Here is a 22719-nt window from a genome sequence, read left to right as displayed (position 1 = left end):
TCCTGGTATGGACCCTATCGACGGGGTTCGTCCGGCTCCAGACGCGACGGGCGGTTCGTCGTGTGCAATTCACCACAGAACCCACGTTTCCTACATCGGCGCCTCCCGGCCGTCCGCGCGCGGCGCGGGTCCCGCCCGCACGGGCTTACCATCGTGGGATGGGCGATCTCCAACGTTGTAATGACCCCGCCACGGTGCCGGCGCACGGGGCGCGCGCGTTCCCGCAGGGCGCCATCACGCTGACGGGCGGCCCGCTGCTCGCCGCGCTCGAGCGCTCGGTCGCCACGGCCCTCGCCCACGACCCCGCCCGCCTGCTCGCGCCGTACCGCCGCGAGGCCGGCCTGCCCGCGGTAGCCGAGTCCTACGGCGACTGGGAGTCGCGCGGCCTCGACGGCCACATCGGCGGCCACTACCTCTCCGCCCTCTCCCACCTCGACGCGGCCACGCGTCGCGAGGACATCCGCGCCCGCCTGCGCGCGATGCTCGACGGGCTCCGGGAGTGCCAGGACGCCGTCGGCACCGGCTACCTCGGCGGCACGCCGCGCGGCGTCGAGCTCGGCGAGGAGCTCCGCGCCGGCCGCATCGAGGCCGAGCCCTTCGCCCTCAACGGCCGCTGGGTCCCCATGTACAACCTCCACAAGGTGTTCAACGGTCTGCTCGACGCGTACGAGGCCGCGGGACAGGACGATGCGCTGGCCATGGCCGTCGCGTGGGCGGACTGGTGGATGGGCATCAGCGCCCGCCTCACCGACGCGCAGGTCGAGACGATCCTCACCGCCGAGTTCGGCGGCATGAACGACGCGTTCTTCCGCCTCGCCGCGATCACCGGCCGCGAGGACCTCGTCGCCGAGGGCCGCCGCTGGTCCCACCACCTCCTCCTCGACCCGCTGCTCGCCGGCGAGGACCGCCTCACCGGCCTCCACGCCAACACGCAGGTGCCCAAGGCCGTCGGCTACGCCCGCTCCGGCGCGGAGGACCTCGAGGCCGCCGCCCACCAGTTCTGGGACGAGGTGGTCCACGACCGCACCGTGTCGATCGGCGGGCACGGCGTGCGCGAGCACTTCCACCCCGCCGACGACTTCCGCGCGATGGTCCTCGAGGCGCTCGGCCCTGAGTCCTGCAACACCTTCGGCATGCTCACGCTCACGGACCTCTTCCGCCAGGAGTCGGACGACCTCGAGCTCGTCGACTTCGCCGAGCGCGCCATCGTCAACCACGCGCTCACGGTCCAGCACCCGGGCCACGGCGGCTTCGTCTACTTCTCCCCGCTACGTCCCGCGCACTACCGCGTGTACTCGAGCCACGGCGAGTCGATGTGGTGCTGCGTCGGCTCGGGCCTCGAGAGCCACTGCCGCTACGACCGCTTCCTCTTCTCGCGCGACGGGGACAGCCCGCGCGTCGAGATCTACGAGCCCGCGGTCCTCGACTGGGACGGCATCCGCATCGAGGTCCGGGCGGACCTCAAGGCGTCGTGGCGCGTCGAGATCGACGTGACGGCCGAGGTCCCCCACGACCGCATCGTCCGCCTGCGCGTGCCCGACTGGTCGGAGGGCGCGGACCTCGTCGTCGACGGCGAGCCCGTCGAGGTCGCCGCCGGCGTCGCCGAGGTCGACCTCGAGCGCCGCTGGGAGGGCACCACGCGCATCGTCCTCGACCTCCGGCCGCGGCTCGCGCTCGAGGGCCTGCCGGACGGGTCGCCGTGGGCGTCGTTCCGGTACGGGCCGTTCGTGCTCGCGCACCGCGACGGCGCCGCCGACCTCGAGGGCATGATCGCGACCGGCAAGGACGCGCCACACGTGGCCATCGGCCCCAAGCGCCGGATGATCGGCACGCCCGTCGTGCTCGGCGAGGGCGAGGAGGGCGCGCTCGAGCTCACCGCCGAGGGAGCGTCGGCGACGCTGACCGCGTGGCGCCTCGACGGCGACGAGCCGGAGCGCGTGGAGCTCGCGCTCGAGCCGTACAACGGCATCCACGACGAGCGGTGCACCGTCTACTTCCCCGTCGGCACGTCCGCGGAGGAGCTGCGCGAGATGCTGCTCGAGCTCGACCGCGACGAGAGCGAGGACGCCGACGTGGTCGACGTGGTCGCCCCCGGCGAGCAGCAGTCCGAGATGGACCACGGGTACGTCTCGCACGCCTCGCGCATCGAGTGGACCAACGCGCGCAGCTGGCGCATGGCCGACGACTGGTTCGCGTACCGGCTCAAGCCGCGCATCGCGGGCCCGCACCTCGTGCGCATCCGCTCGCTCGTGGGCCTGCCCGCGGGCGGGGACGATGCGGTGGTGCGCCTGGCCGGCGCCGTCGCGACCCCGGCGTCGAGCGTGGTGCGCAACGTGCCGCTGTACGGCGACGTGGTCGAGGCCGTCTACGCGGTCGACGTCGAGGCCGACGGCATCGAGGTGCGCTTCGAGGCCGGCCCGGGCGGGGCGACCGCCGGGATCGCGGGCGTCGCGCTCATGACGCCGCCGGAGTAGAGGCGAGGCACGCGCCGGGCTGCCCGCCCGCCGGACCCGCGCATCGTCCCTAGCGCGCGACGGCCGCCGCGTCCTTCGCGGTGAGCCGCTGCGCGATCGCGAGCGGGATCACCGAGAGCACCGCGAGGATCACCGCGATCACCGCGACCACCGGGGCCTGCGACGGGCGGAACATGTTCTGGAGGATCCACAGCGGCAGCGTCGCGACGCCGGTGCCGGCGGTGAACGTGGTGACGATGATCTCGTCGAAGCTCAGCGCGAACGCGAGCAGCCCGCCCGCCATGAGCGAGGACTTGAGGTACGGGAACGTCACCAGCCGGAACGTGGTGAACAGCCCTGCGCCCAGGTCCATCGACGCCTCCTCGAGGCGCGTGCCGGAGGCGTTGAGCCGCGCGAACGCGTTGTTGTAGACGGTGACGATGCAGAACGTCGCGTGCGCGACGACGAGCGTCCACATCGCCAGGTCGACGCCCATGAGCGTGCGGAACGCGTTGTTGAGCGCGATGCCGGTGACGATGCCGGGCAGCGCGATCGGCAGCACGATGAGGAGGTTGACCGTCTCCTTGCCGAAGAACCGGTAGCGGGACAGCGCAATCGCCGCGAGCGTCCCGAGCACGAGGGCGATCGCGGACGCGATGAGCGCCACCACCACGGACGTGCCGAGGGCCTCGAGCGCGCCGGTGCTCTCCAGCGCGCGACCCCACCACTCGAGCGTGAAGCCCGGCGGGGGCCACGACAGGCTCTCCGAGGTGCTGATCGAGTTGAGGAAGACCACGCCGAGGGGCAGGTAGACGAGCCCGAGCACCACGACGGTGATGGTGCCGAGGACGATGCGGGCGGTGCGTCCGAGCTGCATCAGAGGCTCCTGAGCGCCCCGGTCCGGCGGACCGCGGCGAGGTAGATGAGGATGATCCCGATGGGGATGAGCGAGATCGCCGCGGCCAGCGGCAGGTTGTTCGCGGCGCCGACATTCGTGTAGACGAGCGTGCCGATCATCTGCGTGGCGCCGCCGACGATCTTGGTGGTGATGTAGTCGCCCAGGCTGAGCGAGAACGCGAAGATCGAGCCCGCGATGATGGCCGGCCAGATCATCGGCAGCACCACCGACACCAGCGTGCGCCAGCCCTTCGCGCCCAGGTCCGCCGAGGCCTCGAGCAGGCGGTCGGGGACGCGGTCGAAGCCCGCGTAGATGGGCATGATGACGTACGGCAGCCACAGGTAGGACAGCGTGAGGACCACCCCGACGATGCCGTAGCCGGGGGTCGAGCCGCCGAACGGGGACGCGGCCCACTCGATGAGCCCGTCCGAGGACAGCAGCGCGCGCCACGCGTACACCTTCACCAGGTAGGACGCCCACAGCGGGGCGAGCACCGCGACGACGAGCAGGTGGCGCAGGCGCGTGCCCGCGACCTTCGCCATGAAGAACGCGACCGGCACGGCGACCGCGATGTCGATCAGGGTGACCAGCAGCGCGATGCCCAGGGTGCGCAGCGTGACGGTCCGGTAGAGCGCCTCGGTGAACACCTCGACGACGTTCTCGGTGGTCCACTCGATCTGCACCTGGCCGGTGAGCTCGTTCACGGTCCAGAACGCGGTGACGAGCAGCGCGGCGAGCGCGACGATGTACACGAGTCCGAGCCACAGCACGGGTGCGGTGAGCAGCCCGGCGAGCCGGAGCCGGCGGCGCGGGGCCAGGTAGGCGGAGAGGCGTTGCGTGGTCATGCTTCCTTCGCGGGACGATGCGGGGATGGGTGCGCCGGGCCCCAAGGGGGCGGGGCCCGGCGCGGACGCGGGGACGATGCGCATCGTCCCCGCGTCACGGCGTCAGCCCTTGATCTCCTGCCAGGCCTTGGTCCACTCGGAGTAGTCGACGCACTCGACGTCCTCACGGCCGTCGACGCAGTCGCTCACCGGCGTGGTCCAGTACCAGATCTGGGCCGCGTACTCCTCGTCGCCCGCGTGGTACGCCTCGCAGTCGTCGCGGAAGTCGCAGGCCGCCTCGGACGAGGGGGCCTCGCCGAAGTAGGCGGTCGCCTGGGCGTTGACCTCGGGGCTCGCGATGTAGTCGAGCCACGCGTACGCGCAGTTGGGGGCCTCGGACTCCGACGCGATCATCCAGGTGTCCGACCAGCCGGTCGCGCCCTCGTCGGGCAGGACCACGTCCGTGTTGCCCGTCGAGATCGAGTTCTGGATGACCTGCCAGGTGGTGCCGGCGACCGAGTCGCCGGACTCGAAGGCCTGGATCTCCAGGAGGTAGTCGGACCAGTACTCGCCGATGCTCTCGTTCTGCTTCTTGAGGAGCTCGACGGCCGCGTCGAACTGGTCCTGGTCGAGCGCGTACGGGTTCTCGATGCCCAGCTCGGGGCTGTGGGTCATGAGGTAGACGGCCGCGTCGGCGATGTAGATGGGCGAGTCGTACGCCGTGACCTTGCCGGCGTAGTCCGACGCCTTGTCGAACACGACGTCCCAGCTCGTGGGGGCCGGGGTGACCTCCTCGGTGTTGTACATGAGGAGGTTCGCGCCGTAGCCGTGCGGGACGCCGTAGGCGACGCCGTCGACCGAGTTCCACTCCTTGTCCTTGAGGAAGCCGAAGATCCCGTCGTAGCTCTCGAGCAGGTCGGTGTTGACCGGCGCGACGAGGTCCGCGGCGATGAGGCGGAGCGTGAGGTCGCCCGAGGCCGCGACCACGTCGTAGCCGCCGCTCTGCATGAGCTGGTAGGCCTCGTCGGAGGTGCCGTACGTCTTGGCGTCGACCATGCAGCCGGTCGCCTCCTCGAAGCCGGACACCCAGTCGACGGACGCGTCGTTGCTGCCGTCCTCGACGTAGCCGGGCCACGCGAGGATCGAGACCGCGCCCTCGGTGTCGCCGAGCTCGGAGGCGGCCTCGGAGCCGGCGTCCGAGCTGGACGTGCCGCAGGCGGCGAGAGAGGCGACCGCGACGGACGCGAGGCCGGCCCGGAGGGCCGTGCGGGACAGGGACTTCGACACGGGGACTTCCTTTCCTAGGTGGTGGTGCTGCGGGTGGTGCGGGTGGTGCGGTCAGGCGGCCTCAGGCTCGAGCGGCGCCGCGGCGGCGGGCTCGACGCCGACCATGACGCGGTCGCCGCGCTCGCGGCGGTGGTGCGCGCCGATGTTCGGCTCGAGGGCGGTGATGCGGGCGTCGAGCCCGTCGAGGTCGACGACGATGCGGTGCTCCGGGCCGGTGTAGATGACCTCGGCGATGGTGCCCGGCGCGCCCGGGCCGGAGTCCGCGAGGGTGACGCGCTCGGGGCGCACCGCCATGGGTGCGCGGGCGAGCCCGAGCGCGGCGGCGACGTCGGGCTCGAGCAGCGTCGAGGAGCCCACGAACGAGGCGATGAAGCGGTTGCGCGGGTGGTCGTAGACCTCGCGCGGGGTGCCGAGCTGCACGACCTCGCCCGCGTCGAACACCGCCACGCGGTCGCTCAGCGTGAGCGCCTCGTCCTGGTCGTGGGTGACGAACACGAAGGTGATGCCGAGCGAGCGCTGGAGCTCCTTGAGCTCGACCTGCATCTGCTCGCGCAGCTTGAGGTCGAGCGCGCCGAGCGGCTCGTCGAGCAGCAGCGCCTGGGGGCGCAGGACGATGGCGCGGGCGAGGGCGACGCGCTGGCGCTGGCCGCCCGAGAGCTCGTGCGGGCGCCGGTCCTCGAGGCCCGCGAGCCGGACCGCGCCGAGCGCCTCCTCGGCCTTGGCGCGGCGCTCGCGGCGGCCGACGCCGGCCACGCGGAGCCCGTACTCGACGTTCGCGATGACGCTGAGGTGCGGGAAGAGGGCGTAGTCCTGGAACACGGTGTTGACGGGGCGGTCGAACGGCGCGAGCCGCGTGACGTCGGCCCCGAAGAGCGACACCGTGCCGCGGGTGGGCTGCTCGAAGCCCGCGATGATGCGCAGCACCGTCGTCTTGCCCGAGCCGGACGGGCCGAGCATCGAGAAGAACTCCCCGGGCTCGATGTCCAGGTCGAGGTCGGCGACGGCGATCGTGTCGCCGAAGCGCTTGTGCAGGCCGCGCAGGCGGATGGCTGACTCCATGCGGGCTATTCATCTAGTTCCAGATGTCATATGCAAGGCCCGCCGTGTAACAACTCGATTAAATCTCTGGACCCAGACCTTTGCGGGGGCGCCGGCGGCGGCGACAATGGCGGCCGGGGAAGGGAGTGCCATGGGCATGTCGTGGGGTCCGGGGGCCGCCGCCGCGCGGTCGGCGACGCACGCGGCGATCTTCGCGCCGCTCGCGCCCGTGGGCCGCGCGGACGCCGTCGCGCAGCGCCTCGCCGACGCGATCCAGCTGGGCCTGCTCGAGCAGGGCGAGCGCCTCCCGACCGAGCAGGAGCTCGGCCGCCAGTTCGGCGTCGCGACCGTGACCGCGCGCGAGGCGCTCGAGTCGCTGCGCTCGGCGGGGCTCATCGAGACGCGCCGCGGGCGCGCGGGCGGCAGCTTCGTGTGCGGCAGCGGGGACGATGCGCGGACGGCGCTCGTCTCGCGGCTCGCCGCCATGTCGCGCGTCGAGTTGCGCGACATGGGTCTCGTCTACGGGCTCATCGCCGCCGGCGCGGCCGAGCGCGCAGCCCTCTTCGCCACGCCCGACGAGGTGGACTCGCTCGCGCTGCTCGTCGAGGGCGGCGCGGCCGCGAACGGCGCGGCGGCGCGGCGCGCGGAGAACGGCATCCGCCTCGAGGTGGCGGCGCTGTCCCGCTCGGCGCGGCTCGTGTCCGAGCAGGTGAGGCTGCAGGCGGAGTTCGGCCCGCTGCTGTGGATCGCGCTCCAGGAGCAGGCCGTCGTGGCGGGCAACGCCGCGCGGCACCGCCGGCTCATCGCCGCGATCGCGGACGAGAGCCCCGAGGAGGCCCGCGCCGTCGTGGTCGAGCAGGTGGGCTGGCTGGTCGACCGCCTGCTCGCGGTCCGCGAGGCGGCGGAGCGATGATCACCGCCGCGATCCTCGAGATGGCCGACGTGCTCGGCGCCTCCCTCGCGCCCCTGTTCGCCGAGGTGTCGGACTGGCGCGACCGGCTCGAGGGCGTGCTGTCCGGCGGTGACGCCCGTGCCGCCGACGTCGACGAGGCGGTCGAGTGGCTGGTCGCGCCGTCGCTCGCCGACTCGCGGCCGACCCTCGGCGCCGGCTTCGTCGCGGCGCCGGGCTTCCTCGAGGACGCCCCGTGGCACCTCGCCTGGTGGGCGAGCGCGGCCAACGGCGTGGGCCTCGGCGGACGACCGGGCACGTTGCGCCGGCTCGTGTCGATCGAGGACCCGCTCGACGAGTCCTTCCACGACTACACGCGCCTCGAGTGGTGGCGCGGCGCGGTCCTCGGGCGCGGCGCGTACCTCGCCGGCCCGTACGTCGACTACCTGTGCACCGACGAGCTCACGCTCACGCTCACCATGCCCGTCGAGGCCGACGGCCGCGTGGCCGGCGTGGTCGGCGCGGATCTCTCCGTCGCGCGGCTCGAGCGGCTCACCGACGGCGTCATCGGCGCCGCCTCGGTGCCCGCCGTGCTGGGCACGGCGGCCGGACGCGTCATCGCGGCGACCGATGCGGCCGTCGAGCCGGGCACGCCCGCGCGCCGCCTCGGATGGTCGTGCGAGTGGCACCCCGTCCCGGGGTGCGGCGGCACGCTCGCGGTCTCCCGCGCCGCCTGAGCGCGGTCTCCCGCGCGGCCTGAGCGCGGTCTTCCGCGCCGCCTGAGGCTCAGCAGCAGCTGTCGGAGCCGCCGCCGCAGCACGAGGCGTCGTCGACGGCGACCGCGACGGGCTCGGGGGCCTTCGCCTCGGCCCCGCCGCAGCCGCAGGCGCCGCCGCCACCGCAGCCGCCGCCGCCCGCGCGCTTGGCGCGCTCGGGGCGGGCCTGGGCGCCCTCGAGGGTGTAGCCGGCGTCGTGGATCGCGGCGTCGGCGTCGAAGGCGAAGTCCTCGGCGGCGGTCTCGGCGTCCAGCAGGACGACGGCGCGGCCGCTGGCGTGGTCGACCGACGCCGAGCGGACGCCGGCGAGGCCGGTGAGGGCCTTCTCGACGGACGACGAGCAGCCGTCGCAGGTCATGCCCGACACGGCGAGCTCGACGACGGTCCCGGGCACGTGGCTCATGATCTCCATGCCACGACCGTATTCCTTCCAGCCCGGGGCAAGGTCAACCCTTGGTCCCGGGAGACGCGAGCGGGGCCCGGCCGCCATGGCCGGGCCCCGCTCGCGTCGGGTGCCGCTACTTCTCGTCGGGCTTGGCCTCCTCGGCCACGTCCTCCCACACGTCCTCGGCGTCGTCGATGGTCGAGACGACCTCCTCGGCCGCGCGGGCGCGGGCCTCGTCCGCCGCGTCCTTGACCTTCTTGGCCTCGGTGATCGCGGTGTCCTTCACCTTGGTGAAGGCCGGGCCGGCGACGTCGGCGACCTTCTTGGCCTCGGTCACCGCGGTGTCGCGGATCTGCTCGGCGGCGGGGCCGGCGGCCTCGCGCACCTTCTCGTACGTGGGGCCGGCCTTGTCGTTGATGACCTCGGCGGCGGCGTTAGCCGCGGCGGTCGCGGCGTCCGCGGCCTTCTTGGCGGCGTCCGCGGCGGCGTCGACGGCCTTGTTCACGTTGCGACGGAGGTTGTCCTTGAAGTCGCCCTCGGCGGCGAACTCCCACTCCTCGTCCTCGCCCGCCCACGGGTCACGGTCGCGGTCCCGGCGCGCCCACACGACCACGGCGGCACCCGCCGCAGCGGCGAGGGCGATCGGCACGAGGACGCGACCCCAGCCACGGCCGCCCTTCTCGTCCTCGGCGCCCGCCGCATCGTCCACCGCCGCCAGCACCGCGGGGATCGCGGCACCGACGATCGCGGCGTGCGCGACGTCGACCCAGTGCTCGGTGGTGTCGCCGGCCTTGTGCACGTACGGCGAGGCCTTCTTCGCGCCCTTGTGGTACGCGTCCTTGGCGCGCGGCGTCGCCCACTCCTTGGCGCTCTCGTACTGGGGCTCGGCCCACTCCTTGGCACGCTTCGCGGCCTTGCGGGCGGCGTCCGACGCCTCGCGTGCGGCCACCCGCGCCTGCTTCGCCGCGTCGGCCGCCTGATCGCGCGCCTTGTCGGCGTCGAAGCTCTGGAAAGAAACCTTGCCCATGTTGCGCTCCTCCTGGTCCGTGCCTGATTCATCCTTCTCATCGGACAACCGGCACTCGTCCTCAACCCTTCCATCCATCGTGCCACTTGAGGCGCGTGGTGGCGAGGGCCATGGAACAATGGCGGTCATGATCGCAACGCTTCAGACCACCGCAGGGGACATCCGCATCGAGCTGTACCCCGACCACGCGCCCGTGACGGTCAAGAACTTCGTGGGCCTCGCCACCGGCGAGAAGGAGTGGAAGGACCCGAAGACGGGCGAGAAGTCGACCAAGCCGTTCTACGACGGCCTCGTCTTCCACCGCGTCATCTCGGGCTTCATGATCCAGGGCGGCTGCCCGCTCGGCACCGGCACCGGCGGCCCGGGCTACAACTTCGACGACGAGATCCACCCGGAGCTCCGCTTCGACGAGCCCTACCTGCTCGCGATGGCGAACGCCGGCCAGCGCCTCAACCCCATCACCGGCCGCCCCGGCGGCACCAACGGCTCGCAGTTCTTCATCACCGTGGACAAGCCGAGCTGGCTCAACGGCAAGCACACGATCTTCGGCAAGGTCGCGGACGACGAGTCCAAGGCCGTCGTCGACGCGATCGCGAGCACGCCCACCGATGGCCGCGACCGTCCGCAGCAGGACGTCGTGATCACCGGCGTCACGATCTCCGAGTAAGGCTCGCATGACCCAGGATCCGGGTGCCGCTGCGCCCACGTGCCCGCGGCACCCGGACCGGGTGTCCTACGTCCGCTGCCAGCGTTGCGGACGCCCCGCCTGCCCGGAGTGCCAGCGCCCGGCGCCGGTGGGGATCCAGTGCGTCGACTGCGTGCGCGAGGCGCGCGCGTCCGCACGGCCGACGGTCAACCGCCTCGGCTTCACCACCGCCCACGGCACGCCCTATGTGACGGTGAGCCTCGTCATCGCGAACGTCGCGGCGTTCGCGTACGGCTACCTGGTGCTCGGCAAGCAGCTGTGGTGGGCGCGCTGGGCGCTCCTGCCCGCCGCGGGCGAGGCCACGATGGGCGTCGGCGACGAGTGGTACCGCTGGATCAGCTCCGGCTTCGTCCACTTCTCCATCTGGCACATCGCGATGAACATGCTGGTGCTGTGGCAGTTCGGCTCGCAGCTCGAACCCATCCTCGGGCGGCTCCGCTTCGGGCTGCTCTACGGCGTCTCGCTGCTGGGCAGCTCGGCCGCGGTCGAGCTCCTCGCGGACGGCGGCGCGCACGGCGGAGCCTCCGGCGCCATCTTCGGCGTCATCGCCGCGTACGCCGTCGTGCTGTCGAAGCTCCGGCTCGACTTCCGCGCGCTCGTCACCACGGCGGGCCTGTGGCTCGTGCTCGGCTTCGTCATCCCCGGCATCTCGTGGCAGGGCCACCTGGGCGGCGCCGTCGCGGGCGCGCTCACCATGCTCGCCATGCTCCGCTGGGTGGGCCGCAAGCCCTCGTAGCGCGGCCTTGCGCTCTCACGGCCCCGTCGCAGCAGCGGCGGGGCCGTTCTGCTTGTCCGGCCGGGCCGGGAGCCGCAGGCCCCGCGGAGGGGCCGCGTCCCCAGGTAGTGGCCGAATCTCTCCACAGGCCGGGGTTGTGGACAAGTACGGCCGGAATCCCCGAAATCCCCACAGTCATCCACAGATGTGAATGACATCCGTGTAGTTATCCCCATCGTTGTGCACAGCCGGGGATAACTACATCCGTGTGGTTTCTCCACCGTTGTGGACGGGCATGGGGATAACTACAGCGGTGCGATTCACTTCCAGCGCGTGAGCAGGACCATGCCTGCGGCCATGAAGACGAAGCCGAACCCGAGGTTCCAGTCGTAGATGCCCGGGATCGGGTACTGCGCCTTGGAGACGTAGTAGATGACGATCCAGGTGGGGCCCAGCACCAGGAGCGTCAGCGCCGTGGGCAGGAGCCACTTCGGGTTGTCGCTCTGGGGCTTGCCCAGGTTGCGGGGGGCCTTGTAGACCTTCTGGTCACGCTTCTTCGAGACTGCCACTGTCAACTCCGTGGGTTCTGCGGTCGCGCACGCGCGCGGGGGATGGCTCCAAGGGTACCGAGAGAGGGTCCCGGAACGGGATTCCCGCTGGTGCGGGGCTCCCGTAGGCTGGGCGCATCATGACGGCATCCGTCCAGGTCCCCACCGAGCCCGGCCCGCCGCGGCCCGGCCGCGCCGGCATCGGCACGCGCCTCATCGCGCTCGTCGGGGAGCTGCTCATCATCGCGGGCGCCGTCATCGGCCTGTATGTCGTCTGGCAGCTCTTCTACACCGACGTCATCGCGGGCAAGGAGCAGGAGCACGTCCTCGAGACCCTCGACTGGGCGTACACCGAGCCGATCGTCGCCGCCGATGCGGAGGAGGACGCCGGCCCCGAGGTCATCCCCGTCGGGGCGCGCATGCCCCCGGAGAGCGCCCCGGTGATGGACGAGCCCGCCTTCGCCACGACGTTCGCGACCTTCTACGTGCCGCGCTGGGGCACCGACTACGTCAAGCCGATCTCCGAGGGCGTCACCCGCGCGGAGGTGCTCGACGTGCTCGGCATCGGCCACTACCCGGGGACGGGCATGCCCGGCGAGTACGGCAACTTCGCGATCTCGGCCCACCGCACCACGTACGCCAAGCCGTTCAACCGGATCGCGGAGCTCGAGCGGGGCGACGCGCTCGTCGTGCAGACGGAGGAGGCCTGGTACGTCTACCGGGTCACCGACGACCTCATCGTCTACCCGACCCAGGTCGAGGTGATCGCGCCCAGGCCGGGCGAGATCGGCGCCGCACCCGACGGGTACTACATCACGCTCACGACCTGCCACCCGATGTACTCCGCCGCCGAGCGCTACATCGTCCACGGCGAGCTCGAGTACTGGGCGCCCACCGGCATCGGCGTGCCCCCGGAGATCCTCGAGGAGATCCCCCAGCCATGATCTTCCCGTTCGTCTGGAGCCTGCTGCCCGGCCCCGTGTGGCTGAGGGTCGCGCTGCTGCTCGTCCTCATCGCCGCGATCGTCGCGGTGCTCTTCCAGTGGGTGTACCCGTGGTTCTCGGTCACCTTCGACATCCAGGACCAGAACGTGGAGGCCGTGCCATGACCCGCATCCTCGTCGTCGACAACTACGACTCCTTCGTCTACACGATCGTCGGCTACCTGCGGCAGATGGGCGCCGAGACGGTCGTCGTGAGGAACGATGCGGTGGCGCAGGCGGGCGACGTCACCGAATACGACGGCGTGCTCATCTCCCCCGGCCCCGGCACCCCGGCGGAGGCCGGCTCGTCGATGGACGTCATCCGTCGCTGCGCGGAGACCGGCACGCCGATGCTCGGGATCTGCCTCGGCCACCAGGCGCTGGCCGAGGTCTACGGCGGCGTCGTCTCGCACGCCCCGGAGCTCATGCACGGCAAGACCTCGGACGTCACGCACGCCGGTGACTCCGTCATGGACGGGCTGCCGTCGCCGTTCACCGCGACGCGCTACCACTCGCTCGCGGTGGAGAACCCGACGGTCCCCGACGACCTCGAGGTCACCGCCTCGACCGCGAACGGCATCATCATGGGGCTCCAGCACCGGGAGCTGCCCCTGCACGGCGTGCAGTTCCACCCCGAGTCCGTGCTCACCGAGGGCGGCCACCGCCTGCTCGCCAACTGGCTCGAGGTGTGCGGCATGCCGGATCCCGAGGCGCGCGCCGCGGGTCTCAGCCCGCTCGTGCGGAGGTAGGCGGCCGGGCGGCTGCGCGGCCGCGTCACGGTCCGCCGCGCCCTCCGCGACGCGGTTCCGCCGTGCGGCGCGCGGCAGGTTGGGTGCACGACGCGCTCGCCGCGACGCGACTGCTACGTGCGGCAGGTTGGGTGCACGATGCTCCCGCTATTTACGCACGAAGGAACCGAGCGCTCGTTCGTGCATAAAAAGCGGGAGCATCGAACAACTACACCGCCTCGCGCACCCGCGCTCCGACCGTCCGCCAGCCGAGCGCCGACACGAGCGCGAATGCGGAGACGACCGCGCACGCGACCATCACCGCGGCGAGCGGCACGGCCGAGGCGCCGCCGATGCTCACGAGCGGCGACACGAGGGCCGCGAGCCCGAACTGGAGCGCGCCGAGCACGGCTGACGCGGCGCCCGCGGCCGCCGGCACGGCGTCGAGCGCCAGCGCGGTCGCGTTGCCGAAGACGAGGCCCATGCTGCCCACCGCGGTGAACAGCGGGACGGCCAGCCAGCCGGTCGGCAGCCCGAGCACCACCATGAGCGCGAGGACGAGGGTGGACGCGAGCACGAGCAGGACGCCGAGGACCAGCAGCAGGCGCACGTCGCGCGTCTCGGCGGCCTTGGCGGACAGCCCGCTCACCACCATGAGGGCGAGCGCGTTGACGCCGAACGCGAGCCCGTAGCCCGTCGAGTCGAGCCCCATCATGTCCTGGTAGAGGAACGGCGAGGCGGAGATGTACGCCATCATCACCGCGAACGCGAAGGAGAACGCCGCCGCGTAGCCGAGGAACGCCCGCGAGCGGAGCGCGCGCAGGGGGGAGCCGGAGGCGATGCGCTCGGCGCGGTCGGCGAGCCGGCGCTCGGCGGGGTAGGACTCGCGCACGACCGCGACGACGGCGACGAGCATGACGACGGACAGGCCGAGGACGATGCCGAGGATGCCCCGCCAGCCGAGCGGCTCGACGAGGAATCCGCCCACCACGGGGGCGATGACCGGCGCGACGCCGCCGACGATCATCATGAGGCTGAACGCGCGCGCGGCGGCCTTCCCGGTCGCGAGGTCGGAGATGATGGCGCGGCCGATCACCATGCCCGCGGCGCCGCCGAGGCCCTGCGCGAGGCGCGCCACCACGAGCACGCCGACCGACGGCGCGAGCACCGTCGCGATCCCGCCCGCGACCATGAGCGCCGCGCCCGCGAGCAGCGGCGGCACGCGCCCGAAGCGGTCGGACAGCGGGCCGAAGACCAACTGACCCGCGGTGACCCCGAGGAGGAAGGCGGTGAGGGTGAGCTGGATGGTCGTCGCGCCGGTGCCGAGCTCCTCGGCCATCTGGGGGAAGGCCGGCAGGTAGAGGTCGGTCGCGAACGGCGCGATCGCCGAGAGCAGGCCGAGCACGGCGAGCAGGGCGGCGGTGATGGCGGCCCCGGCGGTCGCGGGTGCGGTTGCCGTCGCGGGTGCGCTTGCGGTCGCGGTTGCGCGCGCGGTGATGGCGGCGCCGGCGGGCTCGGCGGTCGCGGTCGCGGCGGCGGCGGCGTGGGGCGTGCTCGGGGCAGCGGTCATCGACGGGTCCTCCCGGGGTTGAGTTATGAAAGTATAACTAAATATCCCGCGGAGCGGTAGCCTCTGACGCATGGTTGACGACGACCCCACCGACCGGCAGCTCGCCGAGCTCGCCGACGCGATCATGCGGATCGCCCGCGACCTCGATCCGCAGGCGGGAGGCCTCGACCTCGTCCCGCTCACGGGGACCGAGACCACGGTCCTCCGCTGGGTGCACCGGAACCCCGGCACCTCACCGAGCGCGGCAGCCGAGGCCACGGGGCTGCGCCGCCCCAACCTCTCCGCCGCGGTGCGCAGCCTCGAGGACAAGGGGCTCGTGCGGCGCGCTCCCGACCCCGCCGACCAGCGTCAGCAGCGGCTCGAGGCGACGGCGCTCGCGGACGAGAGCGTGGCGCGGATCCGGGAGTACTGGACGGCGCGGGTGCGCGCGGCGCTCGGCGGGGACGTCGGCGAGGCCTGCGCGACCGTCGACCTGCTCGAGCGGCTCGAGACGGGGCTCCGCGCGCGCTGATCCTCCCGGCCTACCCCCAGCCCTTCCAGGTCGCGATCACGAGCATCGTCACCGCGAAGCCCACGGGCTGGTTGAGCCACAGGAAGGTGCGCCAGCCGCGGTTCGCGTCCTCGCACGTCTCGTCGGTGACGCCGACGAAGCGCGCCACGGACGCGACGTAGGCGAGAGGAAGGAGCGCCGCGAGGTTCGCCGGCCACGGCAGCGCGAGCAGGACCAGGGACGATGCGGCGTACAGGGCGAGCGCGAACCACACCGTGGCGCGCGCCCCGATAACGGTGGCCACCGATGCGATGCCGCCCTCGCGGTCCGCGCGCACGTCCTGGACCGCGCCGAAGGCGTGGCTCGCCATGCCCCAGAGGATGAAGGCGACCCACACGGGCCAGGCGCCCGGGTCGAGGAGCGGGACCTCGGCGACCACGAGCGCGTACAGCAGCGGCCCGCAGAAGTGCAGCGCCGAGGTGAGCGAGTCGAGGAACGGCCGCTCCTTGAACCGCAGGCCCGGCGCCGAGTACGCGACCACGCCGAACAGCACGAGCGTGAGCGTCACGCCGGCCGCGACGCCGCCCTGGGTCAGCAGCCACACGTACGGCGGGATCACCGTGATCGTGCAGGCCCACAGGATGGCGCGATGCACCCGGCGCGCGTGGGCCCGGTCGCGCACCACGTCGCCCTCGATGCCGCCCTTGCGGGGGTTGGCGAGGTCCGACTCGTAGTCGAAGACGTCGTTGATCCCGTACATCAGCAGGTTGTACGGGACGAGGAAGAACAGCGTGCCGACCACGAGCACCGCGTCGACCTCGCGCGCCGCCAGCAGGTACGCGGCCGCGAACGGGAAGGCGGTGTTGATCCAGGACACCGGGCGCGAGGCGCGGATGAGCGACCCGAGCAGCCCGGGCGCGGGCGGCTGTCCGGTGGGTGCGGGATCGTGCGACTCAAGCATGGTGGGCATCCGGGCCGGTGGAGGCGGTGGTGGGGGTGGGACCGGCGAGCCACGTCCACAGCGCCGGCACGAGCATCACGGCTCCCAGCGTGTACGAGAAGTCCTCGATCGGCGCGGAGCCCACGCGGACGCCGGAGATGAGGGCCTCGTCGTAGGCGACGATCCCGAGCCCGACGATGACGTTGTCGAAGACCGCGGTGAGCACGATCAGCGCGAGCCCGGTGAGCAGCAGGGGACGCTGCGGGAGGCGCCGCAGCGTGGGGACGGTCGCCGCCGCGATGAGCGCGAGCACCGCGAGGGACAGGAGCACGTAGCTCATGCCGGGGCCTCCTGCCGGGCGCGGGCGCGCCGGTCGAGCCAGCGCCACAGCAGCAGCGTCTGGTAGGCGAGCAGCACGAGGAAGAACAGCTCCTCGAGAGGCACCTCCGGGGCGATGGTCACGCCGGACAGGTACGCCGCGTCCCCGATGAAGAAGATTCCGAGCCCCACGCCCGCGGCGTCCCACGCGAGGAACGCCGCGACCGCGATCGCGATGGTGAGCAGCGCGGGGCGCGGGCGGTCGAAGACCGCGACCCGGTAGCGCAGGTCGATGACGGCGAGGCCCGAGATCGACACGAGCAGCGCGGCCAGGTAGGCGTACGAGGTCACGCGCCCGCCCGCCGCGCGAGGTTGCCGAGCATCCCGTCCGCGCGCGAGCGGCCGAGGAAGCCGCGCGGTGCCGGCGTGGGCAGCGGTCCCGCGTCGACCGCGCCGAGCAGGCGCTTGGCGACCAGCTCCGCGGAGATGAGGCACAGCGGCACGCCGATGCCGGGCACGGTCGACGCCCCCGCGTAGAGCAGGTTGGGGATCTTCGACGACACGTTGGCGGGGCGGAAGACCGCGGACTGCGTGAGCGTGTGCTCGAGGCCGAGCGCGCCGCCCTGCCACGCGCCGAGGCCGTCCGCGAAGTCCGCGGGCGTCGTGACGCGCAGCACCGTGGACCGCTCGGGCAGGTCGGGCACGCCCGCCCAGGCGCCCACCTGCGCGAGGTAGCGGCGGCCCAGCGCCATGAGGTCGGCGCGGGACTCGGGCGTCGCGCCCAGGGACGGGTCCGCGGGGAACGGGACGAGCATAAACAGCGAGTCCTTGCCGGCCGGCGACACCGCGGGGTCGGTCGCGCCCACCCGGGAGACGTAGATGGACGCCGGGACGGGAGGGAGCTCGCGCGCGAGGATCGCGTCGAAGTTGGCGTCCCAGTCGCGCGTGAAGAACAGGTTGTGGTGCGACAGCTCGGGCACGTCGCCGTCGACCTCGGCCATGACGAGCAGCGCGCCCACACCCGGCTTGCGGCGCCGCCACGCCCGCTCGGGATGCGTGCGCCTGTCTTCGGGCACCAGGGCCGTCTCGACGTGGTGGAGGTCCGCGGCGCCGACCACCGCATCGGCCCGCACGACCTCGCCGTCGTCGAGCTCGACGCCCGTGGCGAAGCCCTGGTCGTCGACGAGGATCCGGGCGACGGGCGCGGAGGTGCGCAGCTCGGCGCCCTCCTCGCGTGCCACGCGCGCGATCGCCTCGGTGAGCGCGTACATGCCGCCGCGCGGGTAGCGGACGCCGTCGGTGAGGTCGAGGTGGCTCATGAGCGAGAACAGGCCCGGCGTGCGCTCCGGCGACGAGCCGAGGAACACCGCGTGGAAGCCGAGGATCTGCCGCAGGCGGGGGTCCCGGACGCGGGCCGCGATGCGGGCGCCGAGCGAGCGGCTCAGCAGGCCCGCGAGCAGCGGCAGCCGGCGCAGCACGTCGCGGTTGATCGCCGTGTGCGGGCGGGCGAACGTCGTGTAGAGGAAGCGCTCGAGCGCGAAGCGGTAGAGCACCCCCGCCTCCTCGGCGTAGGCGCGCATGGCCTCGCCCTCGCCCGGGCTGAGCGCGTCGAAGCGGCGCCAGTTCTCCTCGGGGTCCGCGGACACGTCGAGCGTCTCGGCCGCGCCCCACGCATCGTTCCCCTCGAAGAACACCCGGTAGCGCGGGTCGAGGTCGACGAGGTCGAGCTCGTCCGCGACGTCGCGCCCCATGAGCGCGAACCACTGCGCGAAGGCCTCGGGCATGAGGTACCAGGACGGGCCGGAGTCGAACGTGTGGCCGGCGACCTCGATGCGGCCCATGCGCCCGCCGAGCGACGCGTGCCGCTCGAGGAGCACCACCTGCGCGCCGCCGCGTGCGAGCAGCCCGGCGGTCGCGAGCCCCGCGACGCCTCCCCCGATCACCGCGATCCGCGGTCCGGTCATGCGGTCCTCCTTCGCATCGAGGCGAGGTTGCGCGCCGCCAGCGTGGCCTTGACGGGGTTCGGCACCCGCACGCGACGGGTGACGAGGTTCCGGGCGGGCGTCGCCGCGATCTGGTCGAGCAGGCGGCCGTAGATGTCGATCGTCGTGCCGACGGCCGCGCGCGCCCGCGTCGGGAGCGCGTCGAGGGTCTGCTCGGCGGCCTCGATGTCCGCCCGGCACTCGGCGACGAGCTCGGCGAGCCGCGCATCGTCCAGCGTCGCCGCGGTGACGCCGGGGAAGTACGAGCGCCCGAGGTCGCCGTCGTCGGTCGCGAGATCGCGGAGGAAGTTGACCTTCTGGTACGCGGCGCCGAGCCGTCTGGCGCCGGCGCGCACGTCGGGCGCGAGCGGGCGCGGGCCGTGGCCGGTGTTGACGAAGACCGCGAGGCACATCTCCCCCACGACCTCGGCGGAGCCGAAGATGTAGCGCGCGAGCGACGCGTCGTCGTGGACGGCCTCGGTGAGGTCCATGCGCATCGACGCGAAGAACGGCTCGGTCTGCTCGCGGGTGATGCCGACCTCGCGCGCGGTGAGCGCGAACGCGTGGGCGACGAGGTCGGAGCTGAAGCCGGCGTCCATGGCGCGGTGCACCTCGGCCTCGAAGCGCGCGAGCTGGTCCGCCGCATCGTCCCCACGGTAGGTGTCGACGATCTCGTCGGCGACCCGCACCATCGCGTAGACGGCGCGGATGTGCGCGCGCTCGGCGCGCGGGAGGATGCGCGTGCCGAGCCCGAACGAGGTCGAGTAGCGCGCGATCACGCGGGCTGCGGCGTCGCGGGCCGTCGCGTCGTAGAGCGCGAGGGAGGCGTCCTCGTCGTCGTGGTGCCGGCGCCGCGAGCGGCGGCTCACGACGGCCGGTCCTCGAGGCTGTCGATGAGGTCGACGAGGTAGCCCGACAGCGGCGCGGGGATGCGCTCGGAGGCGACGCGCCGCGCGATGCGGGCGTGCTGGCGTGCGACCCGCAGCGCCCGGTCGCGCGCGCCCGAGGCGATGAGCACCTCGCGCACGCGGGCGGCGCCGTCCTCGTCCAGGTCGGGGTCGCCGACGGCGCTCGCGAGCACCTCCCGGCCCGCCGCATCGGCCTGCTGGAAGCCCAGTCGCAGCAGCTCGGTGCGCTTGCCCGCCCGCAGGTCGGACAGCACCGACTTGCCGGTGACGGCGGGGTCCCCGAACACGCCGAGGTCGTCGTCGACCAGCTGGAAGCTGAGGCCGAGCGAGGCGCCGAGCTTCTCGAGGTGGCCGACCATGGTTGGGTCGGCGCCCGCGAGCTGGGCGCCGGCGAGCAGCGGCACGATGCACGAGTACGTCGCGGTCTTGAGCTCGGCGACCAGCAGCGAGTTCGCGTCCTCGGGCGCCACCATGTCGCCGTACATGTCGAGCAGCTCGCCCGCGATCGTGGTGCGGATCGCGCGGGTGACGAGGTCGAGGCACGCGATGCGGTGGTGCGCGGGCAGCTTGGCCCGCGAGATGAGGTCGTAGGACGACGCGAGGGCGAGGTCGCCGCCGAGCAGCGCGGCGGACAGCACATGCGAGTCGACCTGGTCGGGCGTGAGCCGGGTGCCGGCGAGCGCGCGGCGGCGGGTGCCGGCGACGTTGGGGCGGCCGCGGCGCACCTCGTCGCCGTCGAGGATGTCGTCGTGGACCAGCATCGCCGTGTGGAGCATCTCCATCGCGGCGGCGACGGGCACCACCGCGTCGGGCTCCTCGCCGCCCAGGCCCGCGTATGCGGCGAGCGTGAGCGAGGGGCGCAGGTTCTTGCCGCCGAGGTACTGGTCGCCCAGGGAGGCCCAGAGGTTGCGGTAGTCGGTGCCGGCGGCGGGCAGCTCCGCCATCGCCTGCGTCACATGGTCGTCGAGGGTCGCGCGCACGGCGTCGAGGGCGGAGTCGACGAAGGCGCGCACCCCGTCGACGGTCCCCAGCGGCGTCATCACGCCAGCATAGACAGCGGCGCCCCCGAGGGTATTCCCCGGGGGCGCCGTCGTTATCGAAGCGTCATCAGCGGCATTCGTACTGCTGCTCCGTCACGTCGGGCTGGCCCGGGTCCGGCGTGACGAGCACGGCGCGCACGTCGCACCACATCACGAGGTCGACCGCCGTGCCGGGCGCGACCTGCGTGCCGCCGTTGGGGTTGGTCGACTTCACGGTGCCCGCCAGGTTCGGGTCGGCCGCGCTCGTGTCGACGGTGACGTTGCCCACGGCGAGGCCGTCGCCCTCGAGGTCGTTGCGCGCGGCGTTCTCGGACTTGCCGGTGACGTCGGGCACGGCGACCGTCGACGGCGCCTCGGAGACGACGAGCTGGACCGTCGAGCCGCGCTCGACGCGGCCCGGGCTCGGGTCCTGCGAGAGCACGGTGCCGGGGTCGACGTCGGTGGTCTCCTGGTACGTCTCGGACGGCACGAGGTTGAGCTTGCCGAGGCGCTGGCGCGCCTTGTCGATCGTGAGGTCGGTGAGGTCGGGGAGCTCCACGAGGCCCGTCGCGAGGTACAGCGTCACGGCCTCGCCGTTGGCGACCTCGGAGCCCGCCTTCGGGTCGGTCTTGGAGGCGCGGCCCTCGTCGAGCGACGGGTCGTCGACCGTGTCCTTCGCGACCACGCGCAGGCCCGCGTCCTCGAGCCGCTGGATCGCGTCCTCCTCGGTGTAGCCCTTGACGTCGGGCACCTGGACCACGTCGGGACCGCTCGAGATGAACACCGTGACGGTGCTGCCCTCCTCGACGTTGCGTCCCGCCTTGGGGTTGGTGCGCGTGACGAGGTCCTGCTCGATCTCGTCGGACGCCTCGTTCTTGAACTCGGCCTCGAGCCCGAGCGTGGCGAGCTCCTCCTTCGCATCGGCCTTGGTGAAGCCCTCGAGCTCGGGGATCTCGACGCTCGCGGCGGACGGGCTCGGCTCGACCGCCGGCGCCTCCCGGGTCATCATGAACAGCGCGGCGATGAGCAGCGCGGCCGCGACGAGCGCGGCGCCGAGGATCGACCACTGGATGATCCGGCGGCGACGGATCGCGGCCGGGTCCTCGTCCTCCTCGATCGTGTCGACCGCGGCGGTCGCGGGGGCGCCGCCCGGGGTCACCGACGTCGGCTGGCCGTTCGCCGCCCACGCCGCGCCGGGCATGACCGCGGTCTGCCCGGAGACGGCGGGCTCGGGCATGATCTCGGTCGCGCCGGACTCGGGCTCGGCCTCGTCGCCGCCGGCCATCGCGGCGGCGGCCACGCCCGCGGCCCCCGCGCCGAGCGCGGCGGAGCCGAGCGCGACCGCGCCGGTGGACGGCGAGACGCCGTCGCCGGCCATCACGCTCCGGAGGTCCGCGAGGAACTCCTGCGCGCTCGCGTAGCGCTCGTCGCGGTTCTTCGACAGGGCACGCATGACGACCTGGTCGAGCTCCGGCGGGACGTCCGACGCGAACTGCGACGGGCGGGGCGCGGGCTCGCGCACGTGCTGGTACGCCACCGACACGGGCGAGTCGCCCACGAACGGCGGGCGGCCGGTGAGCAGCTCGAAGAGCACGCAGCCGGTGGAGTAGAGGTCGGAGCGCGCGTCGACGTTCTCGCCGCGCGCCTGCTCCGGCGACAGGTACTGGGCGGTGCCCACGACGGCCTGCGTCTGGGTCATCGTCTGGCCGGCGTCCGCGAGGGCGCGCGCGATGCCGAAGTCCATCACCTTCACGGCGCCGGTGGGCGTGAGCATGATGTTGGCCGGCTTGATGTCGCGGTGGACCAGCCCGGCGTGGTGCGAGTAGTCGAGCGCGGCGAGCACGCCGGCGGTGATCTCGACGGCCTCGTCGATCGGCGCGGCGACGTCGCCCTTGAGGATCTCGCGGACCGTGTGCCCCTCGACGTACTCCATCACGATGAACGGCACCGCCTGCGGGTTGCCGTCGGGGTTGACGATGGTGTCCTCGCCCGTGTCGTACACGGCGACGATGCTGGGGTGGTTGAGGCCCGCCGCGGCCTGGGCCTCGCGGCGGAAGCGCGTCTGGAAGGACGGGTCGCGCGCGAGATCCGCACGGAGGATCTTGATGGCGACCGTGCGTCCGAGGCGCGTGTCGTAGCCGACATGCACCTCGGCCATCCCGCCCCGGCCGATGAGGTCGCCGACCTCATACCGTCCGGCGAGGATCTTCGGTTCGTCGTTCATTCACTGTCCTTC

General features: G+C 72.8%; 24 protein-coding genes. 9 read left to right on the top strand and 15 right to left on the bottom strand.

Going from position 1 to position 22719, the window contains the following annotated elements; all coding sequences use genetic code 11:
* Window positions 1–158: 158 nt before the first annotated feature.
* Entirely contained in the window at window positions 159–2474 is a 2316-nt protein-coding gene (locus AOM07_RS12330) for a beta-L-arabinofuranosidase domain-containing protein (RefSeq protein WP_084830295.1), read from the top strand.
* 49 nt (window positions 2475–2523) lie between these two features.
* On the opposite strand, the gene AOM07_RS12325 is transcribed toward AOM07_RS12330, so the two are convergent.
* From AOM07_RS12325 to AOM07_RS12310, 4 genes are all read right to left on the bottom strand, one after another.
* The gene (locus AOM07_RS12325; RefSeq protein ID WP_062314227.1) at window positions 2524–3330 is read right to left on the bottom strand and encodes an ABC transporter permease; all 807 of its coding nucleotides are present in this window, start codon (window positions 3328–3330) and stop codon (window positions 2524–2526) included.
* The gene (locus AOM07_RS12320) at window positions 3330–4196 is read right to left on the bottom strand and encodes an ABC transporter permease (RefSeq protein WP_062314224.1); all 867 of its coding nucleotides are present in this window, start codon (window positions 4194–4196) and stop codon (window positions 3330–3332) included. Before AOM07_RS12320 ends, AOM07_RS12325 begins: the two co-directional genes overlap by 1 nt.
* Window positions 4197–4298: 102 nt before the next feature.
* Window positions 4299–5462, bottom strand: a complete 1164-nt coding sequence (locus AOM07_RS12315; protein WP_228374458.1) for an extracellular solute-binding protein — start codon at window positions 5460–5462, stop codon at window positions 4299–4301.
* Between the two features lie 51 nt (window positions 5463–5513).
* Window positions 5514–6521, bottom strand: coding sequence for an ABC transporter ATP-binding protein (locus AOM07_RS12310; RefSeq protein ID WP_062314221.1), 1008 nt, complete (start codon window positions 6519–6521; stop codon window positions 5514–5516).
* 130 nt (window positions 6522–6651) lie between these two features.
* Between AOM07_RS12310 and AOM07_RS12305 the strand changes: the two genes are divergently transcribed.
* Together AOM07_RS12305 and AOM07_RS12300 are read left to right on the top strand one after the other, a co-directional pair.
* Window positions 6652–7413, top strand: coding sequence for a FadR/GntR family transcriptional regulator (locus AOM07_RS12305; protein WP_062314219.1), 762 nt, complete (start codon window positions 6652–6654; stop codon window positions 7411–7413).
* On the top strand, window positions 7410–8126 hold the full coding sequence (locus tag AOM07_RS12300) for a cache domain-containing protein (RefSeq protein WP_062314216.1): 717 nt from the start codon (window positions 7410–7412) through the stop codon (window positions 8124–8126). The genes AOM07_RS12305 and AOM07_RS12300 overlap by 4 nt, the downstream gene beginning before the upstream one ends.
* A gap of 49 nt (window positions 8127–8175) precedes the next feature.
* Here AOM07_RS12300 and AOM07_RS12295 read toward each other — a convergent pair whose 3' ends face one another.
* Window positions 8176–8577 carry a heavy-metal-associated domain-containing protein gene (locus AOM07_RS12295; protein WP_062314215.1) on the bottom strand — a complete coding sequence of 134 codons (402 nt, stop codon included), beginning with the start codon at window positions 8575–8577 and terminating at the stop codon, window positions 8176–8178.
* Between the two features lie 106 nt (window positions 8578–8683).
* A complete protein-coding gene (locus AOM07_RS12290; RefSeq protein ID WP_062314214.1) occupies window positions 8684–9577 on the bottom strand; it encodes a hypothetical protein in 894 nt (297 codons plus the stop codon).
* 127 nt (window positions 9578–9704) lie between these two features.
* On the opposite strand from AOM07_RS12290, the gene AOM07_RS12285 reads away from it, so the two are divergent.
* On the top strand, window positions 9705–10244 hold the full coding sequence (locus AOM07_RS12285) for a peptidylprolyl isomerase (RefSeq protein ID WP_062314383.1): 540 nt from the start codon (window positions 9705–9707) through the stop codon (window positions 10242–10244).
* Window positions 10245–10251: 7 nt separating this feature from the next.
* Window positions 10252–11019: a rhomboid family intramembrane serine protease gene (locus tag AOM07_RS12280; protein WP_084830293.1), complete on the top strand. Its 768-nt coding sequence runs from the start codon at window positions 10252–10254 to the stop codon at window positions 11017–11019.
* A gap of 299 nt (window positions 11020–11318) precedes the next feature.
* Here the strand turns inward: AOM07_RS12280 and AOM07_RS12275 are convergent, their stop codons facing one another.
* The gene (locus AOM07_RS12275; protein WP_062314212.1) at window positions 11319–11567 is read right to left on the bottom strand and encodes a cell division protein CrgA; all 249 of its coding nucleotides are present in this window, start codon (window positions 11565–11567) and stop codon (window positions 11319–11321) included.
* Window positions 11568–11686: 119 nt separating this feature from the next.
* Between AOM07_RS12275 and AOM07_RS12270 the strand changes: the two genes are divergently transcribed.
* Genes AOM07_RS12270 through AOM07_RS12265 form a run of 3 tightly spaced genes read left to right on the top strand, consistent with a single transcriptional unit; the run spans window position 11687 to window position 13277 of the window.
* A complete protein-coding gene (locus AOM07_RS12270; RefSeq protein ID WP_062314211.1) occupies window positions 11687–12490 on the top strand; it encodes a class E sortase in 804 nt (267 codons plus the stop codon).
* A complete protein-coding gene (locus tag AOM07_RS14810; protein ID WP_156171930.1) occupies window positions 12487–12654 on the top strand; it encodes a hypothetical protein in 168 nt (55 codons plus the stop codon). Before AOM07_RS12270 ends, AOM07_RS14810 begins: the two co-directional genes overlap by 4 nt.
* A complete protein-coding gene (locus AOM07_RS12265) occupies window positions 12651–13277 on the top strand; it encodes an aminodeoxychorismate/anthranilate synthase component II (RefSeq protein ID WP_062314210.1) in 627 nt (208 codons plus the stop codon). Before AOM07_RS14810 ends, AOM07_RS12265 begins: the two co-directional genes overlap by 4 nt.
* A 208-nt stretch (window positions 13278–13485) precedes the next feature.
* Here the strand turns inward: AOM07_RS12265 and AOM07_RS12260 are convergent, their stop codons facing one another.
* Window positions 13486–14826: a Bcr/CflA family efflux MFS transporter gene (locus tag AOM07_RS12260; protein WP_084830292.1), complete on the bottom strand. Its 1341-nt coding sequence runs from the start codon at window positions 14824–14826 to the stop codon at window positions 13486–13488.
* A gap of 70 nt (window positions 14827–14896) precedes the next feature.
* Here AOM07_RS12260 and AOM07_RS12255 point away from each other — a divergent pair, with 70 nt between their 5' ends.
* On the top strand, window positions 14897–15337 hold the full coding sequence (locus tag AOM07_RS12255) for a MarR family winged helix-turn-helix transcriptional regulator (RefSeq protein WP_062314209.1): 441 nt from the start codon (window positions 14897–14899) through the stop codon (window positions 15335–15337).
* Between the two features lie 10 nt (window positions 15338–15347).
* Here the strand turns inward: AOM07_RS12255 and AOM07_RS12250 are convergent, their stop codons facing one another.
* The 7 genes from AOM07_RS12250 to pknB form a co-directional block, all read right to left on the bottom strand.
* Window positions 15348–16277 (bottom strand): prenyltransferase, encoded by a 930-nt coding sequence (locus AOM07_RS12250; RefSeq protein ID WP_084830291.1) that lies wholly within the window; start codon window positions 16275–16277, stop codon window positions 15348–15350.
* Entirely contained in the window at window positions 16270–16596 is a 327-nt protein-coding gene (locus AOM07_RS12245; protein WP_084830290.1) for a lycopene cyclase domain-containing protein, read from the bottom strand. The genes AOM07_RS12250 and AOM07_RS12245 overlap by 8 nt, the downstream gene beginning before the upstream one ends.
* Window positions 16593–16925 carry a lycopene cyclase domain-containing protein gene (locus tag AOM07_RS12240; protein WP_062314208.1) on the bottom strand — a complete coding sequence of 111 codons (333 nt, stop codon included), beginning with the start codon at window positions 16923–16925 and terminating at the stop codon, window positions 16593–16595. Before AOM07_RS12240 ends, AOM07_RS12245 begins: the two co-directional genes overlap by 4 nt.
* A complete protein-coding gene (gene crtI, locus AOM07_RS12235) occupies window positions 16922–18538 on the bottom strand; it encodes a phytoene desaturase family protein (protein WP_062314206.1) in 1617 nt (538 codons plus the stop codon). The genes AOM07_RS12240 and crtI overlap by 4 nt, the downstream gene beginning before the upstream one ends.
* Window positions 18535–19425, bottom strand: coding sequence for a phytoene/squalene synthase family protein (locus tag AOM07_RS12230; RefSeq protein ID WP_062314204.1), 891 nt, complete (start codon window positions 19423–19425; stop codon window positions 18535–18537). The genes crtI and AOM07_RS12230 overlap by 4 nt, the downstream gene beginning before the upstream one ends.
* A complete protein-coding gene (locus AOM07_RS12225; protein WP_062314202.1) occupies window positions 19422–20504 on the bottom strand; it encodes a polyprenyl synthetase family protein in 1083 nt (360 codons plus the stop codon). Before AOM07_RS12225 ends, AOM07_RS12230 begins: the two co-directional genes overlap by 4 nt.
* Before the next feature lie 67 nt (window positions 20505–20571).
* Window positions 20572–22707, bottom strand: a complete 2136-nt coding sequence (gene pknB / locus AOM07_RS12220) for a Stk1 family PASTA domain-containing Ser/Thr kinase (protein WP_062314201.1) — start codon at window positions 22705–22707, stop codon at window positions 20572–20574.
* Window positions 22708–22719: the final 12 nt, after the last annotated feature.

This window comes from Demequina rhizosphaerae (assembly GCF_000971255.1).
Taxonomy (GTDB): Bacteria; Actinomycetota; Actinomycetes; order Actinomycetales; family Demequinaceae; genus Demequina; species Demequina rhizosphaerae.
The sequence above is the reverse complement of the archived record's forward strand: the minus strand, read 5'-3'. Positions and strand labels throughout refer to the sequence as shown.

What these genes read in the sequence shown, in the direction of transcription:
- AOM07_RS12310 (WP_062314221.1), bottom strand. Translation starts at nt 6,521, where the DNA reads ATGGAGTCAGCCATCCGCCTGCGCGGCCTGCACAAGCGCTTCGGCGAC.
- AOM07_RS12285 (WP_062314383.1), top strand. Translation starts at nt 9,705, where the DNA reads ATGATCGCAACGCTTCAGACCACCGCAGGGGACATCCGCATCGAGCTG.
- AOM07_RS12260 (WP_084830292.1), bottom strand. Translation starts at nt 14,826, where the DNA reads ATGACCGCTGCCCCGAGCACGCCCCACGCCGCCGCCGCCGCGACCGCG.
- crtI (WP_062314206.1), bottom strand. Translation starts at nt 18,538, where the DNA reads ATGACCGGACCGCGGATCGCGGTGATCGGGGGAGGCGTCGCGGGGCTC.
- AOM07_RS12250 (WP_084830291.1), bottom strand. Translation starts at nt 16,277, where the DNA reads ATGCTTGAGTCGCACGATCCCGCACCCACCGGACAGCCGCCCGCGCCC.
- AOM07_RS12280 (WP_084830293.1), top strand. Translation starts at nt 10,252, where the DNA reads ATGACCCAGGATCCGGGTGCCGCTGCGCCCACGTGCCCGCGGCACCCG.
- AOM07_RS12320 (WP_062314224.1), bottom strand. Translation starts at nt 4,196, where the DNA reads ATGACCACGCAACGCCTCTCCGCCTACCTGGCCCCGCGCCGCCGGCTC.
- pknB (WP_062314201.1), bottom strand. Translation starts at nt 22,707, where the DNA reads ATGAACGACGAACCGAAGATCCTCGCCGGACGGTATGAGGTCGGCGAC.
- AOM07_RS12265 (WP_062314210.1), top strand. Translation starts at nt 12,651, where the DNA reads ATGACCCGCATCCTCGTCGTCGACAACTACGACTCCTTCGTCTACACG.
- AOM07_RS12325 (WP_062314227.1), bottom strand. Translation starts at nt 3,330, where the DNA reads ATGCAGCTCGGACGCACCGCCCGCATCGTCCTCGGCACCATCACCGTC.
- AOM07_RS12295 (WP_062314215.1), bottom strand. Translation starts at nt 8,577, where the DNA reads ATGGAGATCATGAGCCACGTGCCCGGGACCGTCGTCGAGCTCGCCGTG.
- AOM07_RS12305 (WP_062314219.1), top strand. Translation starts at nt 6,652, where the DNA reads ATGGGCATGTCGTGGGGTCCGGGGGCCGCCGCCGCGCGGTCGGCGACG.
- AOM07_RS12300 (WP_062314216.1), top strand. Translation starts at nt 7,410, where the DNA reads ATGATCACCGCCGCGATCCTCGAGATGGCCGACGTGCTCGGCGCCTCC.
- AOM07_RS12330 (WP_084830295.1), top strand. Translation starts at nt 159, where the DNA reads ATGGGCGATCTCCAACGTTGTAATGACCCCGCCACGGTGCCGGCGCAC.
- AOM07_RS12290 (WP_062314214.1), bottom strand. Translation starts at nt 9,577, where the DNA reads ATGGGCAAGGTTTCTTTCCAGAGCTTCGACGCCGACAAGGCGCGCGAT.
- AOM07_RS14810 (WP_156171930.1), top strand. Translation starts at nt 12,487, where the DNA reads ATGATCTTCCCGTTCGTCTGGAGCCTGCTGCCCGGCCCCGTGTGGCTG.
- AOM07_RS12225 (WP_062314202.1), bottom strand. Translation starts at nt 20,504, where the DNA reads ATGACGCCGCTGGGGACCGTCGACGGGGTGCGCGCCTTCGTCGACTCC.
- AOM07_RS12270 (WP_062314211.1), top strand. Translation starts at nt 11,687, where the DNA reads ATGACGGCATCCGTCCAGGTCCCCACCGAGCCCGGCCCGCCGCGGCCC.
- AOM07_RS12255 (WP_062314209.1), top strand. Translation starts at nt 14,897, where the DNA reads ATGGTTGACGACGACCCCACCGACCGGCAGCTCGCCGAGCTCGCCGAC.
- AOM07_RS12245 (WP_084830290.1), bottom strand. Translation starts at nt 16,596, where the DNA reads ATGAGCTACGTGCTCCTGTCCCTCGCGGTGCTCGCGCTCATCGCGGCG.